The following is a 16,178-nucleotide window of genomic DNA, read 5'->3' as shown; positions in this document are numbered from 1 at the left end:
TTGAGCGAATTTTGCCGTCATTGGCGTTAAGATAAGTTTAGATAAATCTTGGAAAGAAGGTGAAAGCTGATGAGTCGCCGTGCCCGGTGGGAAGTCCGAATCTTTTTCATAATTTGGTTAATATTTCTGTTCTTCCGTGCTAAGGACCCCTTCTCATTCTTGGTCCTAAACACCTTCTTGGGGGTCATCCCTATCGAAATCAGCTTTCACCTTCACAGTAAGCAAACACAAAAGGCCTGGCTGTTCTGGCCAATCTTTGTGTTGTGGCTGTTGTTTTACCCCAACACCCCTTACCTTCTGACGGACCTGTTTCACCTGTCGCTCCTGAGGCCATATGCTCTCAGCGGCCTGCTCAGGGTGACGCCACACATCTGGATCTACTTCACCTACATGGTGATTAGCGCCGTTGGCTGTTCATTCCTGGGCTTCTGGAGCCTAAATCACGTCAGTCACCTGGTTGCGGAACGTTTAGTTAAGGGGCAACGCCTCGGACGGATCGCGATCTTGTTTGCCCTAACCTTTTTGACCTCCGTGGGCATTTACATTGGCCGCTTTCTACGCATTCATACCGTCTATCTATTCCTAAATCCGGAACAATTTGTTCGGCCACTCATCGACATGTGGACGCCGGATATGTGGTTGTTCGTTGGTCTCATGACCTTCATCCAACTCTTCTGTTACTGGATTCTTCATCTGATTACGTCAAACAAAGATGAAATGACTTTATAACCTAGCAAAAAGGCCTCTGGAAAAAATCCAGCGGCCTTTTTTTAAAGTTATACGTTGTGTTTCGGTCAAAACGTGAACGACTTAGCCTTCTTCGCTATTCAATGACATGACGAGAACATTCTCGGAATAGTTCACGTATTGCCGAAGGTGCGTGGCCTTGGTCCAAGTAATGTTGCCGGCCTCGAGCAGTGATTGAATCCCTGCCCGCTCGGCGCCCAAGGCTCGAACCCGTAATTTGTTAATTTGGTGTTGGTATTCTTCCTCATGGTTCGGTGCCGATTCTGCCTTGGCCCGTTCGATTTGATTCCGGTAACGGACCAGCAGATGGTAGACGGCTTGGTTATCGAACTGCGTCTCGTCCACGTCGGAACTCGCCAGATATTGCGACAAAGATTGGATGGCGGCCTTCGCCGTCTCCCGCTCAATCAAGTGATTCTCGGCGTGTAGCCGTTCAGTATCCTCCGAATGCAGCCAGTAGGCCACGTTCCGAAACATATGCTTGAAGAAAACCCGCCAGTAACGCAGCATGCCAGGCATCGTATGCCCCTGGGCTTGCGTCAAGCGATTCTCCAGCGTTTCAATCCGCCGCAGCGCCCCAACATAACTGGTCTGCGTGATCTTCTCACCCTTACGCAACTCCTTAAGTGAGGCCCGTTCTCCAGCCAAGGTAATCTCTTGTAGCCTAAGTTCGTCATCCAAGACCTTCTGCATCGCCTGATCCGCCCGGTAATTCATTTCTAACCGCCGGATAATGAACTGATAGTCCAGGATTAAGTCGTAAGCCGCCCGTTGATTACTAGGCCGCCGTAACTCTTCAATTTTAGAGATGGCTAAACGCATGATGTAGGCGCGCGCCTCATCCTCACTGATTTGCCGGACCGGGTCCGCAGGAATCTCTTCACCATCGACATCAACGTCGACATCGAGATCAATGTCATTTGCCCCGACGTCGCTGGCACTCGCCCGCGTTTGTAAGGGTTGTTTGGACGTCGAGATTAATGGCAGGGTCACCGTGGCGGCAACTAGACTGATGATAATCACACCAGAAGCCACGAACAACATTAACGCTCGCGTTGGAAAGCCACCACCAGAAGCGATCGTCAAGGGAACGGAAAGCACCCCGGCCATCGTGACGGCTCCCCGAACCCCAGACAATCCAGACAGTAATGACATCCGAATGCTTGGCCGTTCATTAGGGGTCTTCTTGTTCAATCGACCAAAGAACATATAGCCATAGGTCCAAATGGCCCGAATGGCCACAATGATGACCCAGCTCACGAAGGCAAAGAACATGGCCTGCCAAGTGTTAAATTGACCACCCTTGATCACTTGCGACGTCGCGACTGGCAACTCAATCCCCAGGATGACAAACACAACGCCGTTCAAGGAATAGATAATAATGTCCCAAACCTTTTCCGTCACTAATTTCAGCTCCGGCGAATCCTCGACCACCCGATTCTCTCGAGCATGGTACAGGACCCCGGCGGTCACAACCGCAATCACCCCGGAAGCATGCGTCACCTCTTCGGTCACCAGATACACCACGAACGGCGTGGCAATCTGCAAGACTGTATTGAAGATGACATCGTCAATTCCCTGGCGACGTAAAAAGTCCATCAGGAGTTGAATGGCGGTCATGAAAAGCAATCCGGACAAGAACCCAACGATACTAATGTAGATAAAGTCACCCGTTGCCGTTCCCAATGAGAACGCACCGGTTACCGTGGCGGCGATCGCATACTTAAAGGCGATCAGCCCACTCGCGTCGTTGATAAGACTTTCACCACTCACGAGATGCATCAAGCTAGCCGGTAACTTAGCCTGCTTGGAAATTGATTGAACGGCAACCGGATCGGTAGGCGATAGAATGGCCGCCAACGCGAATGCCACCGTCAAAGGCATCTGTGGAATTAATTTATATATGAGAAAGCCACCCAAAATGGTGGTTAAAAAGACCAGCCAAATGGCATTGGCAAAGATCGGCCCTCTCAGCCGCCAGAGTTCTCGCTTGGGAAAGCGGCGGCCGTCATTGTACAGTAATGGCGCAATAAACAAGAGCAAGAACCAGTCAGTCTCTAATGAAATCTCAAAGTGCCAGATCAGGGCCACTAACAGGCCCAGGCCGATTTGAATCAGACTGACGGGAATAAACGTGAGGTAGTGACTGATAATATTAGACAATAAAACTAACACGATCAACAGGATCACTGCTTCAATTATAGGCAAATAAGGTCCCCCCTTTTCCTAGGTTATTTGGCTGGTGCTTCACCGATAATTCTAACTTCCGTTTCCAACTTAACGGCATCCTCTTTCCAGATGACCGCTTGGATGTGGGCAATCAGATCAAGATAATCTGTCGCCGTTGCGTGGTCAATATTCACAATAAAGCCCGCATGTTTCATCGAAACCTGAGCGCCACCCATTTGATAGCCTTGCAGGCCGGCCGCCTGAATGAGCCGTCCCGTATAATGCCCCTCTGGACGTTTGAACACGCTCCCACAGGATGGCAGATCTAGGGGTTGCTTGGCAGCCCGGCGAGCATTCAGGTCATCCATCTGGGCTTGGATGGCATCAGCATCCCCGGCCTTAAGCTCAAAGGTCGCCGTCAAAACAATGTCATGATAATCCTGAATCGAACTGTGACGGTAACCAAAGTCCAACTCATCGTGGTCCAACGTCCGGATCTCACCCTCGGGGGTCAAGACCTCAGCGGCAACGACGACGTCCTTAATCTCGCCGCCATATGCACCGGCATTCATGAAGATGGCGCCGCCGACGCTACCAGGAATCCCGGCAGCAAACTCGACGCCGGTAAGGGCGTGAGCCTGGGCCACTTCCGTTGTCTTAATTAGGGCGGCACCGGCGGCCGCTGTGACCGTATTGCCATCGGTCATAATCGTATTCATTTTGGTTAAAATCATCACTAAGCCACGAATACCACCATCACGAACAATGAGGTTACTGGCGTTACCCACCACCGTGACGGGTAAATCCGTCTGCTTGGCGTAGGCTAACAAGGATTTGGTCTCTTGAATGTTGGTTGGAAAGGCTAAGTAATCCGCTGGTCCCCCGGTCTTCGTATGGGTATAATGTGCCAGTGGCTCATGCCGCAAAATAGTGACGGCTGGAAATGCCGTTGCGATATCTTCCATCATTTTTAAAGTTCCCTTCGTTCCACAAAAATTAATTGCCGACAAGCAAACCATCGCCGAACAATTTTTAAAGTCATTTCTTATTTTACCATGAATCCGGCCTTCACCGTGGTTGAACGCACCATTTACAATAAATTCTAATATTTCTGGTATACTGAAATTAGTTTGCTGGAGGTGTCATGATGAAATTTATTTCTTGGAACGTCAATGGCTTACGAGCCATTGTGAAAAAGGACTTTGTTAAAACTTTTCAGGACCTCGATGCCGATTTCTTTGGCATTCAAGAAACCAAATTGCAGGAAGGCCAGATCGATCTCGATCTGCCCGGTTACTACCAATACTGGAACTACGCCGAACGTAAGGGTTACTCCGGAACGGCGCTGTTCACCAAGCACAAGCCACTCAACGTGATCTATGGCATCAATGCGCCGGACTTCGACCATGAGGGTCGAACCATTACGCTGGAATACCCGGACTTCTATGTGCTCACCTGCTATACGCCAAATTCTGGTAGCGGCCTTAAACGACTCGACTTTCGCATGGGATGGGAAGCGGCCTTTCTTGCCTTCATCCAATCACTCGATGCCAACAAGCCGATTATCTTCTGTGGGGACCTTAACGTTGCTCACACCGAAATCGATCTAAAGAATCCCAAATCCAATCACCATAACGCCGGATTCACCGACGATGAACGAGAAAAGTTTGGTCATTTGCTGGAAGCCGGGTTCACGGATACCTTCCGCTACTTTAACCCAGATGCTACCGCTCGGTACTCTTGGTGGAGTTATCGGTTCCACGCTCGCGATAATAACGCCGGCTGGCGGATCGACTACTTCATCACCAGCAACCGCTTAGCCGACCAATTACAAGATGCCGATATCTTGGACCAGGTCATGGGTTCCGACCACTGTCCGGTTGAACTCAACGTTTCCGGCCTGACCGTTTAATCTAGAAAGGAGGCGACAGCCATGAACTTTGTTGCCATGGACTTCGAAACTGCAAACGGCAAGCGCTATAGTGCCTGTTCGCTTGCCTTAACCATCGTACGCAATGGCCAAGTTGTGGATGAATTTTATTCACTCATCAAGCCCGATACGGACTTTTTCTGGCGTAACGTCCAGATTCACGGTATTCACGAGGCTGACGTGGCCAATGCGCCAACCTTCCCTGAGGTCTGGGACCACGTGGCTCCCTTCTTCCAGCGAGAACGGCTCGTCGTGGCCCACAACGCTCCATTTGATAATGGGGTCTTACGGAGTAGCCTTGAACACTATCAGCTGCCAACGGCGCGGTACTTAACCCTCGACACCGTCAAGACTAGTCGCAAATTCTTCCCCGAGTTCCCTAATCATAAGTTGAACACGGTCTGTGACGAGCTCAACATCGACCTCCATCATCATCACAATGCCCTCGATGATAGCCTGGCCTGTGCCAATATCCTATTGTATGAAGCCAATCACTTTGGCACGCAGCCCTTGAAAAACTTCGTCACCATCAACGCTTAACGATAAAAGAGTCCAGGACTGAAGTCCCGGACTCTTTTTGATCACTTTGCCTGCCAATCAATGGTGGGTTGTTTCGCTAGCAAGTCATCAATGCGTTGTAATTCTTGCGACGTGAAATCCAGATGTTGCAGTGCTTGAACATTATTCACCACTTGTTCTGGCCGACTGGCACCAATCAGGACGCTCGCAATGGCTGGTTGTCGAAGGTTCCAGGCCAAGGCCATTTGGGCTAAGCTTTGCCCACGGTCGCTGGCAACCTCATTGAGCCCCCGAACCGTGTCTAAGGTTTGTTCAACCTGGGCCGGGTGTAAGAACGGAATCGTCCCCTTCTTGGCCCGCGAATCCGCCGGAATGCCATGAAGGTACTTGTCCGTCAACAAGCCCTGGCACAGCGAGCTAAAGCTCACCGCCGCCTTATGTTCGGCCGTTAACGCCGGCAATACATCCGTTTCAATTTGCCGATTCAACATATTATACCGGGGCTGGTCAATGATAAATGGTGTATGGAGATCCTTGAAGATGGCGGCCATCACCTTAATCTGCGCGCCAGAATAATTGGACAGGCCAACGTATAGGGCCTTACCCGACCGGACGAGTTGGTCCAGGGCGACGGCGGTTTCCTCTGGATTCGTTTCCGGGTCCGCCCGATGGCTGTAGAAAATATCGAAATAGTCTAGCCCAGTGCGGCGTAAGCTTTGGTCGGCACTGGCAATCACACTCTTACGAGACCCCCAGTTACCATAAGGCCCCGGCCACATCACATAGCCGGCCTTACTAGCAATGACCAACTCATCCCGATATGGTCGCAGGTCGCTGGCCAGCATCCGGCCAAAATTTTCCTCGGCGCTTCCCGGAACCGGACCATAGTTGTTAGCCAAATCAAAGTAGGTGATGCCCAGATCAAATGCCTGATGAATGATCGCTCGTTGCCGGTCCAGCGGATCAACACTGCCAAAATTATTCCATAACCCCAGGCCAATGGCCGACAGCTTAAGGCCACTGTTGCCTACTCGGTTATAGACCATGTCATCATACCGGGTCTGTTTTGCTTGATACATTGGAACCCCTCCTCATTTAAACGTCGCCTTTAATGATACCGCTTTCAACTAGCGATGTGCAATTCACTATAAAAAAAGAGGGCCGCTACAGCCCTCGCATATGTCTATTGATCATCCGATTGTTGAATTGAAAACACCATTTGCACGGCCGTCACTTGTTCACCGTCGGCCGTCGTCACCGTTTCCATTGGCATATTGGTCCGTTCGAAGCCCAGCTTCTCGTAGAGCTTAACCGCCGCCACATTTCGCGTTTGGACGGTCAAACCAACCGCGTCCAACGTACTGGCCGTTTCCGCCCAATAAAGCGCCTCGTCGACCAGCGCCGTGCCAATGCCCTGATGCCAATAGGCCTGGGCCACGGCAACGCCCAACTCACCGACATGTCCCTGCGTGGTTGGCGAGATTGAGCAGACCCCGATTAATTCGGTTCCCAGGCTAGCGACTAGCAGCAGATGCCGGGAGCTATGTTGAATCTGTCGTAGCTGGTCGGCCTCCTGGGCAACCGTCATTCGGTCCGCCGCATCGGCCAAGACAAAGGTGTCACTTTCGCGCTGAAGCTGTTCGAGTAGGTCTAACAGGGCCGTGGCCTCAGTCGCTTCTGGTAAACGAATCGCAACTTCTTCACTCATGGCTAGTTTTCCTCCAGGTGCCGAACCAGCTCTGTAAAGTGGTCACCAACCGGTTCGAAACTTAATGTGCGTTGCGTCTCGCCCGCATCGTCATCACGCTTGAAGACGATGCGCAGATAGTCTTCCGGTAATTCATCCGCAATAAACTTGGACCATTCGATCACGTTGACGCCGTCGCCATTGAAATATTCATCTAATCCCAGTTCATCCCCACTGCCGTCTTCCAAGCGATAGACATCCATGTGATAGAGGGGCAGCCGACCGCCTTGATACTCGCGAATGATGGTAAAGGTTGGACTCTTGACGTTACGGGTAATGCCGAGTCCCGCCGCTAACCCTTTGGTAAACGTGGTCTTACCGGCACCAAGGTCGCCGTCGAGCAAAATGACATCCTGGGCTCGCAGGCCATCGGCTAACTGGTGACCCAGGGCCATGGTCTGTTCTGGACTTGTCACTGTGACTGTATACATTTAGTTAACCTTCTTTAATCGTTTTTATTTGCTTCATAAATAATACCCGCACCGCTAATAAATAGCAATCCGGGTATCCTGTGGATTCGTTCACTTAAATTAGGCCAATGATTGGGCCGCCGTAATGATGGCAACCTTGTAAACATCTTCCTCGTTGCAACCACGTGACAGGTCAGATACGGGTTTGTTCAGGCCTTGTAAAATTGGTCCAATGGCCTCAAAGCCCCCGAAACGTTGCGCAATCTTGTAACCAATGTTCCCGGATTGTAATTCTGGAAAGACGAAGACATTGGCATGACCGGCAACCTTGGAGTCTGGGGCCTTTTGGGCGGCAACACTGGCAACAAAGGCTGCATCAAATTGTAATTCCCCATCGACTGGTAAGTCTGGATCGGCTTCCTTAGCCAGGGCCGTGGCTTCGCGAACCTTGTCGACCATTTCACCCTTAGCAGAGCCCTTGGTGGAGAAGCTCAGCATGGCAACCTTAGGATCGATGTCAAAGATCTTGGCAGTCGCGGCACTTTCAGTGGCCACTTCGGCCATTCCGGCAGCATCCAGTTCGATATTGATGGCACAATCAGCGAAGACGTAACGTTCATCACCCTTTTGCATGATGAAGGCCCCACTAATCCGCTTAACACCGGACTTGGTCTTAATAATTTGTAGGGCTGGCCGAACGGTATCTCCGGTTGCGTGTACGGCACCGGAGACCATGCCATCGGCTTGGTCCATGTAGACCATCATCGTTCCTAAGTAATTCGGATCCTTCAGCATTTCGGCCGCTTGTTCAGGGGTGTTCTTTCCCTTGCGTCGTTCCACTAAGGCATCCAACATGTCTTGGTGAACATCTGAAGGAATCATCGTTGGGTCCAAAAGATTTAATTTGCTCAAGTCAATATCGTTGGCCGAGGCGGTCGCTTGAATCGCGGTCATGTCCCCCAGCACGATTGGCTTGATGAGCCCTTCGGCAGCGAGCCGGCTGGCTGCGCCTAAGACCCGGGCATCCTCCCCTTCAGGAAAGACAATTGACTTGCCCTTCCCGTCAATCTTTTGTTTAAGACTATCAAAAAGTTCCATATCTGATGACCTCCAATAGAATTATTCGACGACTCAATTCTCTCTAGCTATGCGTCGTGAGACTGTTTAGCCGAGCCCTCATCGATTGAAACATGCTCTGGCAATTGCCAGTCGATCGGGGTCTCTCCTAACGATTTTAAGGCGATGTTGGTTTTGGAAAATGGTTTAGACCCAAAGAAGCCTCGGTTGGCAGAAAGCGGACTCGGATGGGCCGATTGCAAGACAATGTTGGTCTTGGTATCAATCAGCTTAATCTTCGACCTAGCCGCATTCCCCCATAGGATGAAGACCACTGGTTCAGGTCGCTCCGAGAGCTTAGCAATCGCGGCATCCGTCAGTCGTTCCCAACCGTGGCCCTTGTGGGAAAAGGCTTCCCCGTAGCGAACCGTCAAGACGGAATTCAATAAGAGAACCCCCTGCTTGGCCCACTTTTCTAGATAACCATGGTCAACCGGCTTGATGCCTAAGTCGCTATTCAACTCTTTATAAATGTTGACTAACGATGGCGGGATCTTGGTTCCCGGTAAAACCGAGAAGCTACAGCCATGGGCTTGACCCGGATTGTGATACGGATCTTGCCCCAAGATGACCACCTTGACCTGACTAAACGGGGTCCAGTCAAACGCCGTGAAAATGTGATACATGTCTGGATAAATTTCATGGCTTTGATACTCTTCGACTAAAAATTCACGCAATTGTTGATAGTAAGTTTGCTCAAATTCCGGTTCAAGAACCGGCCACCAATCATTATGAATAAACGGTTTCATTCCCAACACCTCAGTCTTTATTCTAGCATAACCCCAAGTCAAAAGATATTATCGACCGGATGCAAGGGAAACATGGTAAAATGAGCTTATCTAAGACTGATACGATAAAGGAGGTGCCCCATTGCGGACGTTGTTTCTGAATCAGGCAGCCCTATCAGCTCGGGCGACCACGGTTATTCGTGACGACCAGAACCAATCATGCTACCTGCTGGTTGGTAAATGGGGAATGCGCGCTGATGTCCTGTCTGTCTATACAATTGCTGGTGCCTTAGAGGCTGAAGTCAAGCAAGACTCGTTAGGCCTTTTGCCCAAGTTTCGCTTGTTGTATCATCGTCAGGTCGTTGGTCAGGTCAGCAAGACCTTTGGCGTCATTCGTGAGGTCTTGTTCATTCGTGGGCTTAACTGGGTGATCATGGGTAACCTCAACAGCGGCCGCTTTAAAATTTATCACGGCCGCGAACTCATTGGCACCATTGAGAATGTCGAGCATACCGCCGGTGGCACCGTGCAACTATGTATCGACCATCCCGACCATGAAGGCTTGGTCATTTGTCTGGCGGCGATTCTAGACCGATGGGCCAAACATCAACAGAGGCTTCCTAACGTACTCACTAAACACGGTTGGACACCACAACGCCTCCCCTCTAGCGGTCTTACGCCAACCATTAATCATGAAGAAACGCGTTAACGTTAACCGTTAGCGCGTTTTTTACTGGCCGCTGTTTCACCAAATGACCAGTTTCTTATTCGCCGTAACATACCCGCCCCGCTGTATTTCGAACCGCCTAGCGCGATGATACGCCACAATTTTTCTAATTCTAAGATAGTGTCCCTGGCGAATATGGGTCGTCTTTCCCCGCAGTGAGCGGTTATGATAAACGTTAACCCCTTGCGGATTCAGGACCCGAACCTTGGCCAACTTGTGCTGATAATAAACACTCGTCACCCAGGCCGGGCGGGCCGTTAGATAGCCGGTCATCCCCGCGGTTTTCGAGTGATGATTCACATCGCGGACCCGGTAACGCAGAAGGCCTGACCTAGAGCGGGCCAATCCTGTCACCACAAACATGGGACGTCGGGTTCGTGCCTGGCGACCATACCAGTGTTTCACTTGGTGTCGATTGAAGTTCGGCGTCGCATACAAGCCCACTCGCCGCTTGGCATAGACGACACTCTTTAATGGGGCAATCGTATTCCCGGAGCCACCCGCATGCGTATCCTGAGCATAGCGGAAGGTCACCATCTGTGGCGCCACCCCGAACGTTCCAACCGTCCGGCCGGTCACTCGTCTTAAGCGATAGCCCGTAAATTCTAGTGGGATTGCTCGGTAAGTCTCGCCTATTTTCCCACGCATTTGACGCTCATTAGCCAAGGGCTGGTCCGCTTCATCCAAATACTGGAGCGTGACTGGTTGGCTCGTCGGCCCCGGCTGCGGCGGCACAATGGGTTCCGGCCCCGGTTTTGGTGGTTCTACCGTTGGCGGTACAACGGTTGGTGGCACAACGGTCGGCGGCACGATTGCCGGTGGGGTAACCGATATCTCCCGGTTAACGGGTTCCCAGACATAGGTTTCAACTTGTCTCCCGGCAGTCGGATCATTACCGATTAGTCGGTTATCCGAGTATTTCTTACCCAAAGGATTCTTCACCGTACCGGTGCCAACCGCCTGCCAATTCCCGGTGAATTGGTCGTTCCTGGGGGCCGGTGAAATGGCCAGTTCTTGACCTGTCTGAGCCTGGGGACCCAGGGTAACTTCTGCCAAAGTATCCGCCGCAACAAAGATCTGTTTGAGCCCATTCACCACCTTAGGTGCGGCGTGAGCTAGATTAACGCGCTGAATGCTAGTGTGAGAAATCATAAGACTTGCATTCTTGACGTTGCGAAAGGTCTGATGACTCAAGTCCAATTCATGTAGCGCTGTCATTCCCCAAAACATGTCATGAATGTCTGTGTCCTTGTCCAAATCTAAATTAGTGACATCAATGTTGGGCATACTTGATGCGAACATGAACAGATTATTAGTCGTTGTGACCTGACTCGTATCAAAATGGCTAAGATCCAGACTCGTTAAAAGGTAATTGTCCGCCAACATGTGAGCCATATTTACAGTCTGGTGGGTATCCAATCGGTCAAAATGTTCATACGTGGTCACTGACTTCAAATTTTCAAATAATTCTTTAGCGTTCACCGGTGCCACCACCGGTCCATCAAAAACAACTTTGGTAATCCGTGAAGATATTTTATCCATATCGTCACCCATGATATTGTTCTGATGCAAATAGGCCTTGGTAACCGCCGCCAGCAGTTGACCAGAAAAACCAGACAGAAGATGTAAGTCCTTATATTCTGGCAACGTACCGGCCCCTAAATGTAAAACACCCGCCGACGTTAAGTGAAACGGCACACTACCATATCGACCCTGGGTAGGTTTAATGACTTCAGAACGTAATTGACCATCTCCAGCGGCCACAACTGGCTTTTCCAGTACCCCCATAGCCACTAAGCTTAACGTGGCAACCAATAATACTCCTCGACTGCGCCACTTCACGTGTGGATCCCCTCTCCCTGATTATCTTGGCCATATTTATCTATCAATTTTCGTGAATAACCATATCACTACCCAACAATGTGCACCAAGAAAAACGGCTTATAAATCCCTTTATAACGGGGTTTAGCCAGCAAAAAAGGGGCCTCGGATTAACTCCGGGGCCCCTTGGCCGATCTATTTAGCAATCACTAATTTCTTGTTGGCCGTCACATACTTGCCGTTCGTTAATTGATAACGAGTGGTTAAATGGTAGGACACGATCTTCTTAACTCTCAAAATCTGGCCTTTTTTATAGGTGTGAGCTTTCTTCGATTTCAGTGATTTATTTTGATAACTGTTAATGCCCTTAGGATTGATTACCTGAATCTTCTTATGCTTGGCCTGATAGTACACATTGACCACATAAGCTTTCTTGGTCGTGATATAGCCGGTCTTACCCGCGGTCTTGGATCCATGATTGACATCCTTAACCTTATACCGCAAGGCACCATTCTTAGCGGTCGCAAACCCGGTCACCACAAACATCGGGCGTTTCGTCCGCTTCTGTTTGCCGTACCAATGCTTCAAGGTTTTCTTCGAGAAATCCTTGCTGCTGTAAAGGCCAATCTTCTTGGTACTATAAACAACACTGGAAATTGGCGCGACCGTCGCCGCATCCCCACCCGTACTGAGGTCGGGAACATAGCGGAAGGTCACCGTCTGTGCCGACGTACTGAAGGTGCCACTCGTGCTACCATCGGTCTTCCCTAGCTTGTATCCATCAAACTTAAGTTGGTCCGCCGTGTACTTGGCCCCAAGGCTACCGGTCAGCGTTTGATCATTCGCCAATTTATGACCCTGTTGGTCCAAATATTGAACGGTGACGGGTTGAGCCTGTGGCGTCGGAGTTACAACGGAAGGCGTCGTGGGTTCCACGACCCGCTTAACTGGTTCCCAAACGTAGGTTTCAACCTTGGTCGGCTTGTTAGGATTGTCTTTCGTATAAAGATCTGTCACATCTTTCCCCAAAGCATAACGGTCCCCCAATGGATTCTGAATAGTCCCTTTGCCGACAGCTTGCCATGACTTCAAAAAGTCCGGAGCGTTAACCGTGTTGGGATTATTCAGATAAGACGTGCCCGAGAAGTGGGTTTTAGGCCCAAAGGTCACTCGCCAAATCGTGCTCTTTCCCAAAAACATCGATGAGCCAGTAAACGTTGGTGCCGGATTGAAGGCATTCAACAGAACTTGCTGGATATTACTGCCAGAAAACATATAATTAGCCGTCACTAGGCTCGGCAGGGCTTGTCTCGATAAATCTACGGTCTCAATCTTCCTGGTCCCCAAGAACATCGAACCAGTGTCGGTCACTTGATCCATATTAAAATGACTGAGGTCTAGATCACTGACGTTGACCAACTGATAAAACATGTTTCGCATATTGGTGACGTGCGAAGTGTCGAAATGACTGACATCCAGACTGGTTAAGCTCGTGTTTCCTTTGCTGTTGATCGCCATGAACATCCCCTGCATCGTCGTGGCAGCGGAGGTGTCCAACAGGTCTAAATGGTCATATTCACTGACCTGGCTTAGTTGGCCAAACAGATTGGCAGCATTGGCACTGGTCTTAACGGGGCCATCTAAAACAACCCTCTTGACCAGATCGCCGGCAGCCGTTAATTGGGCGTCCGTGGGCGCGCTAATGTTCTGCGCCAAAGCAATCTGTTTGGCAAACTGGCCTTCATTTACCCCACTTTTGCTGGTCGATGATGGTATTGGACTATCCGCCAGTGTGCCACTTTCCAAGTGCAATTCACCCGAATTGGTCAAAAACCAATGAACACCATAGTCGCCTTGATACTGAATATCATCCTTTGCGGCCGTGGTTGCCGCTTGGGCCACCGGCATCGCTGTCTGCCCACTGGTGATCACGTTAGTCACTGGCTGCATCGCGCCGAGACTTAAGCCCACAACCAAAATCGTTGTCTGCCATTTCATGAGAGTTCCTCCTTCAAGTTCATCCTAGTCTGAACAAAATCATTTAGAAGCGTTTTAATTTCGTTGATTATATGATAACACGTTAAATTATATAGCGCCACAAAATCTTTGCCCACTTCGTCAAATTAGCTGATAATTCAAGTGACTCCGGTCCCTGTATTTGGTTGAGACACGATTAAATACGGTCAACAATCCCACAGCTGCTGGATTCCTAAGACAGGAAAATTGGTCCCCTCGTCAGCTTTGAAAACAAGCCCAACCATATACACTATCAGTAATGTAACCAAAAAAGGCAGCTCAATGAGCTGCCTTCAGGCCTACTTGGCAATAATTAGCTTCTTGTTGCCGGTAATATACTGGCCATTCGTTAATTGGTATCGCGTGGTCTTGTTGTGACGAACCAGCTTCTTTACTTTTAAAATTTTCCCTTTCTTGTAATGAACCTGTTTCGTCTTCAGGGTCTTCTGTTTGTAACTGTTGATTCCCTTAGCGTTGATCACTTGAATCTTATTGTGCTTAGCCTGGTAATACACATTGACCACATGGGTTTGTTTAGTCGTCATGTAGCCTGTCTTGCCAGCCGTCTTAGAACCATGGTTAACGTCCTTGACCTTGTACCGCAAGTTGCCATTCTTTGAGGTGGCAAATCCAGTCACGACAAACATGGGACGGTTCGTCCGCTTTTGTTTAGTATACCAATGCTTGACAGTCTTCTTGGAGAAGTTCTTGTTGCTGTACAGACCAATCTTCTTGGTGCTGTACACCACGCTTGCCATTGGAGCAACCGTGGCAGCGTCGCCACCATTGACCAACTTCGGTGCATAATGGAAGGTCACGGCTTGAGCATCAGTTGCGAAGACGCCGCTTGGGTTACCATCGGTCTTCACCAGACGGTAACCATCAAAGGCCAACTTAGGTGCCGTGTAACTTTCACCAAGTTCACCGGTCAGAACCTGATCGGTGGCCAAATTCTTCCCTTTATCGTCAAGGTAACGCACCGTTACCGGTTGGGCCTTTTGCGCCGGCGTTACGGGTGGCGTCACCGGCGCAATCGTCCGGTTGACCGGTTCCCAAACGTAAGATTCCACGGTAGACGGACTATTAACGCCATCGTAGATTGACGTGAGCGCCGACCCGGTATCGAATTTGGCGCCTAACGGATTCGTATCCGTCCCGTCACCAACCGCTTGCCACTTACCCGTGTAGGTGTCATCCTGGTCGGCATTGTTCAGGCCTGGAGAACTCTTGAAGTAAGTCTTCGGTCCAAAGGTCACCTTCCGAAAGTCACCATTCTGATAGCCAAACAAAGCAAATGGACTAAACGTCTTTGGTGGCGCGAATGAGGCAAAGTTAAGCGTCTGGATCGTCGTTGAGCCAAACATAAAGTTCGCACTTTGGAGACTCGCAAAAGTTGCCTTGGAAAAGTCCAAATTGGTTAAACGATAATTCTGTAAAAACATCGACGTGGTCTGCGTCACATTATCCGTGTTAAAACTCGACAAGTCGTAACTCGTCACTCGCTTCAACATGTAAAACATGAATGACATGTCCGTAACCTTCGAGGTATCAAAATGCGACACATCCAAGGAGGTCAAGTCAAAGTTACCCTGCTGGTCCGCTGGCACGCCGGAACTATTTGCAAGCGACGCACTGAACATCCCGGCCATGGTCGTTGCCGCGCTGGTATCCAACAGGTCGAGGTGTTCAAAGCTACTAACGTTCAGGAGTTGGGCAAAGAGATATGAGGCATTAGCCGATGTGGACACCTTGCCATCCAGAACCACCTTTTTTACCTGCCGCCCCGCGGTTTCGCTTTCCTTGGCCGTTGGGGTGGCATTCCCTTGTGCTTGCGCAATCAAGGTCGCCAATTGGCCTTGTTGGTTTTCAAGACTCGCCGTATTGTCGCCCAACGTCCCGGCCCCCAGATGGAGTTCGCCGTCCGCCGTTAGATACCAATCCACGGTTCCATAACGACCATCGGCAATAGCCGTCGACTTGGTTGCGGCGTGTGCCGCCACAGTTGTCCCGATAATTGACTGATGATTCGTCATGGTCATGACTTGAGTGGTCCCAAATCCAACCCCCATCATCATTAACGCTACTTGCCATTTCATAAAAGTCACCTCTTATTTTTGCCAATAGGCAGTCAGACCGCCGCATAAATCGCTTTGTTTTGTTAATCATATGATAACATCGTTAATTAAAAAAGGCCATCTAAAAGTTGCACGTCAGACCTTATATGGGCATATTTGTTCAAATTTCAAAT

At 50.0% G+C, this 16,178-nt stretch carries 14 protein-coding genes; 4 read left to right on the top strand and 10 right to left on the bottom strand.

What is annotated here, in order from left to right; genetic code table 11:
• The first annotated feature begins 69 nt into the window (after positions 1 to 69).
• A complete protein-coding gene (locus EKM96_RS04820) occupies positions 70 to 729 on the top strand; it encodes a DUF1361 domain-containing protein (RefSeq protein ID WP_125640538.1) in 660 nt (219 codons plus the stop codon).
• 81 nt (positions 730 to 810) lie between these two features.
• Here EKM96_RS04820 and EKM96_RS04815 read toward each other — a convergent pair whose 3' ends face one another.
• Together EKM96_RS04815 and murB are read right to left on the bottom strand one after the other, a co-directional pair.
• Positions 811 to 2,955: a cation:proton antiporter gene (locus tag EKM96_RS04815; protein WP_125640535.1), complete on the bottom strand. Its 2,145-nt coding sequence runs from the start codon at positions 2,953 to 2,955 to the stop codon at positions 811 to 813.
• Positions 2,956 to 2,978: 23 nt separating this feature from the next.
• Positions 2,979 to 3,884: a UDP-N-acetylmuramate dehydrogenase gene (gene murB / locus EKM96_RS04810; protein WP_125640532.1), complete on the bottom strand. Its 906-nt coding sequence runs from the start codon at positions 3,882 to 3,884 to the stop codon at positions 2,979 to 2,981.
• Between the two features lie 179 nt (positions 3,885 to 4,063).
• Here murB and EKM96_RS04805 point away from each other — a divergent pair, with 179 nt between their 5' ends.
• Together EKM96_RS04805 and EKM96_RS04800 are read left to right on the top strand one after the other, a co-directional pair.
• Positions 4,064 to 4,828, top strand: a complete 765-nt coding sequence (locus EKM96_RS04805) for an exodeoxyribonuclease III (RefSeq protein WP_125640529.1) — start codon at positions 4,064 to 4,066, stop codon at positions 4,826 to 4,828.
• 21 nt (positions 4,829 to 4,849) lie between these two features.
• On the top strand, positions 4,850 to 5,386 hold the full coding sequence (locus EKM96_RS04800; RefSeq protein WP_125640527.1) for a 3'-5' exonuclease: 537 nt from the start codon (positions 4,850 to 4,852) through the stop codon (positions 5,384 to 5,386).
• Between the two features lie 41 nt (positions 5,387 to 5,427).
• Here EKM96_RS04800 and EKM96_RS04795 read toward each other — a convergent pair whose 3' ends face one another.
• From EKM96_RS04795 to EKM96_RS04775, 5 genes are all read right to left on the bottom strand, one after another.
• Complete coding sequence (locus tag EKM96_RS04795) at positions 5,428 to 6,444, bottom strand: aldo/keto reductase (RefSeq protein ID WP_125640524.1); 1,017 nt, start codon at positions 6,442 to 6,444, stop codon at positions 5,428 to 5,430.
• A gap of 104 nt (positions 6,445 to 6,548) precedes the next feature.
• Positions 6,549 to 7,073, bottom strand: coding sequence for a GNAT family N-acetyltransferase (locus EKM96_RS04790; RefSeq protein ID WP_125640521.1), 525 nt, complete (start codon positions 7,071 to 7,073; stop codon positions 6,549 to 6,551).
• A gap of 2 nt (positions 7,074 to 7,075) precedes the next feature.
• Positions 7,076 to 7,543 carry a tRNA (adenosine(37)-N6)-threonylcarbamoyltransferase complex ATPase subunit type 1 TsaE gene (gene tsaE, locus EKM96_RS04785; RefSeq protein ID WP_125640518.1) on the bottom strand — a complete coding sequence of 156 codons (468 nt, stop codon included), beginning with the start codon at positions 7,541 to 7,543 and terminating at the stop codon, positions 7,076 to 7,078.
• A 99-nt stretch (positions 7,544 to 7,642) separates the two neighbouring features.
• On the bottom strand, positions 7,643 to 8,620 hold the full coding sequence (gene pta / locus EKM96_RS04780) for a phosphate acetyltransferase (RefSeq protein WP_125640515.1): 978 nt from the start codon (positions 8,618 to 8,620) through the stop codon (positions 7,643 to 7,645).
• Positions 8,621 to 8,667: 47 nt separating this feature from the next.
• On the bottom strand, positions 8,668 to 9,387 hold the full coding sequence (locus tag EKM96_RS04775) for a uracil-DNA glycosylase (RefSeq protein WP_125640512.1): 720 nt from the start codon (positions 9,385 to 9,387) through the stop codon (positions 8,668 to 8,670).
• A gap of 121 nt (positions 9,388 to 9,508) precedes the next feature.
• Here EKM96_RS04775 and EKM96_RS04770 point away from each other — a divergent pair, with 121 nt between their 5' ends.
• A complete protein-coding gene (locus EKM96_RS04770; RefSeq protein ID WP_225417618.1) occupies positions 9,509 to 10,075 on the top strand; it encodes an LURP-one-related/scramblase family protein in 567 nt (188 codons plus the stop codon).
• A gap of 36 nt (positions 10,076 to 10,111) precedes the next feature.
• Here EKM96_RS04770 and EKM96_RS04765 read toward each other — a convergent pair whose 3' ends face one another.
• The 3 genes from EKM96_RS04765 to EKM96_RS04755 form a co-directional block, all read right to left on the bottom strand.
• Positions 10,112 to 11,935 (bottom strand): DUF5776 domain-containing protein, encoded by a 1,824-nt coding sequence (locus EKM96_RS04765; RefSeq protein ID WP_125640509.1) that lies wholly within the window; start codon positions 11,933 to 11,935, stop codon positions 10,112 to 10,114.
• Between the two features lie 174 nt (positions 11,936 to 12,109).
• The gene (locus EKM96_RS04760) at positions 12,110 to 13,912 is read right to left on the bottom strand and encodes a DUF5776 domain-containing protein (protein ID WP_125640506.1); all 1,803 of its coding nucleotides are present in this window, start codon (positions 13,910 to 13,912) and stop codon (positions 12,110 to 12,112) included.
• A gap of 317 nt (positions 13,913 to 14,229) precedes the next feature.
• Complete coding sequence (locus tag EKM96_RS04755; RefSeq protein WP_125640503.1) at positions 14,230 to 16,026, bottom strand: MucBP domain-containing protein; 1,797 nt, start codon at positions 16,024 to 16,026, stop codon at positions 14,230 to 14,232.
• Between the last annotated feature and the right edge of the window lie 152 nt (positions 16,027 to 16,178).

Origin of the sequence: Levilactobacillus tangyuanensis (assembly GCF_003946545.1) — a bacterium.
In the GTDB taxonomy this organism is placed as follows: domain Bacteria; phylum Bacillota; class Bacilli; order Lactobacillales; family Lactobacillaceae; genus Levilactobacillus; species Levilactobacillus tangyuanensis.
Note: the sequence above shows the minus strand (reverse complement) of the source record. Positions and strands in the feature narration are given on the sequence as shown.

Excerpts from the sequence above, each read along its gene's own strand:
- EKM96_RS04805 (WP_125640529.1), top strand. The coding sequence starts at position 4,064 with ATGAAATTTATTTCTTGGAACGTCAATGGCTTACGAGCCATTGTGAAA.
- EKM96_RS04775 (WP_125640512.1), bottom strand. The coding sequence starts at position 9,387 with ATGAAACCGTTTATTCATAATGATTGGTGGCCGGTTCTTGAACCGGAA.
- tsaE (WP_125640518.1), bottom strand. The coding sequence starts at position 7,543 with ATGTATACAGTCACAGTGACAAGTCCAGAACAGACCATGGCCCTGGGT.
- murB (WP_125640532.1), bottom strand. The coding sequence starts at position 3,884 with ATGATGGAAGATATCGCAACGGCATTTCCAGCCGTCACTATTTTGCGG.
- EKM96_RS04795 (WP_125640524.1), bottom strand. The coding sequence starts at position 6,444 with ATGTATCAAGCAAAACAGACCCGGTATGATGACATGGTCTATAACCGA.
- EKM96_RS04760 (WP_125640506.1), bottom strand. The coding sequence starts at position 13,912 with ATGAAATGGCAGACAACGATTTTGGTTGTGGGCTTAAGTCTCGGCGCG.
- EKM96_RS04755 (WP_125640503.1), bottom strand. The coding sequence starts at position 16,026 with ATGAAATGGCAAGTAGCGTTAATGATGATGGGGGTTGGATTTGGGACC.
- EKM96_RS04790 (WP_125640521.1), bottom strand. The coding sequence starts at position 7,073 with ATGAGTGAAGAAGTTGCGATTCGTTTACCAGAAGCGACTGAGGCCACG.
- EKM96_RS04800 (WP_125640527.1), top strand. The coding sequence starts at position 4,850 with ATGAACTTTGTTGCCATGGACTTCGAAACTGCAAACGGCAAGCGCTAT.
- pta (WP_125640515.1), bottom strand. The coding sequence starts at position 8,620 with ATGGAACTTTTTGATAGTCTTAAACAAAAGATTGACGGGAAGGGCAAG.
- EKM96_RS04820 (WP_125640538.1), top strand. The coding sequence starts at position 70 with ATGAGTCGCCGTGCCCGGTGGGAAGTCCGAATCTTTTTCATAATTTGG.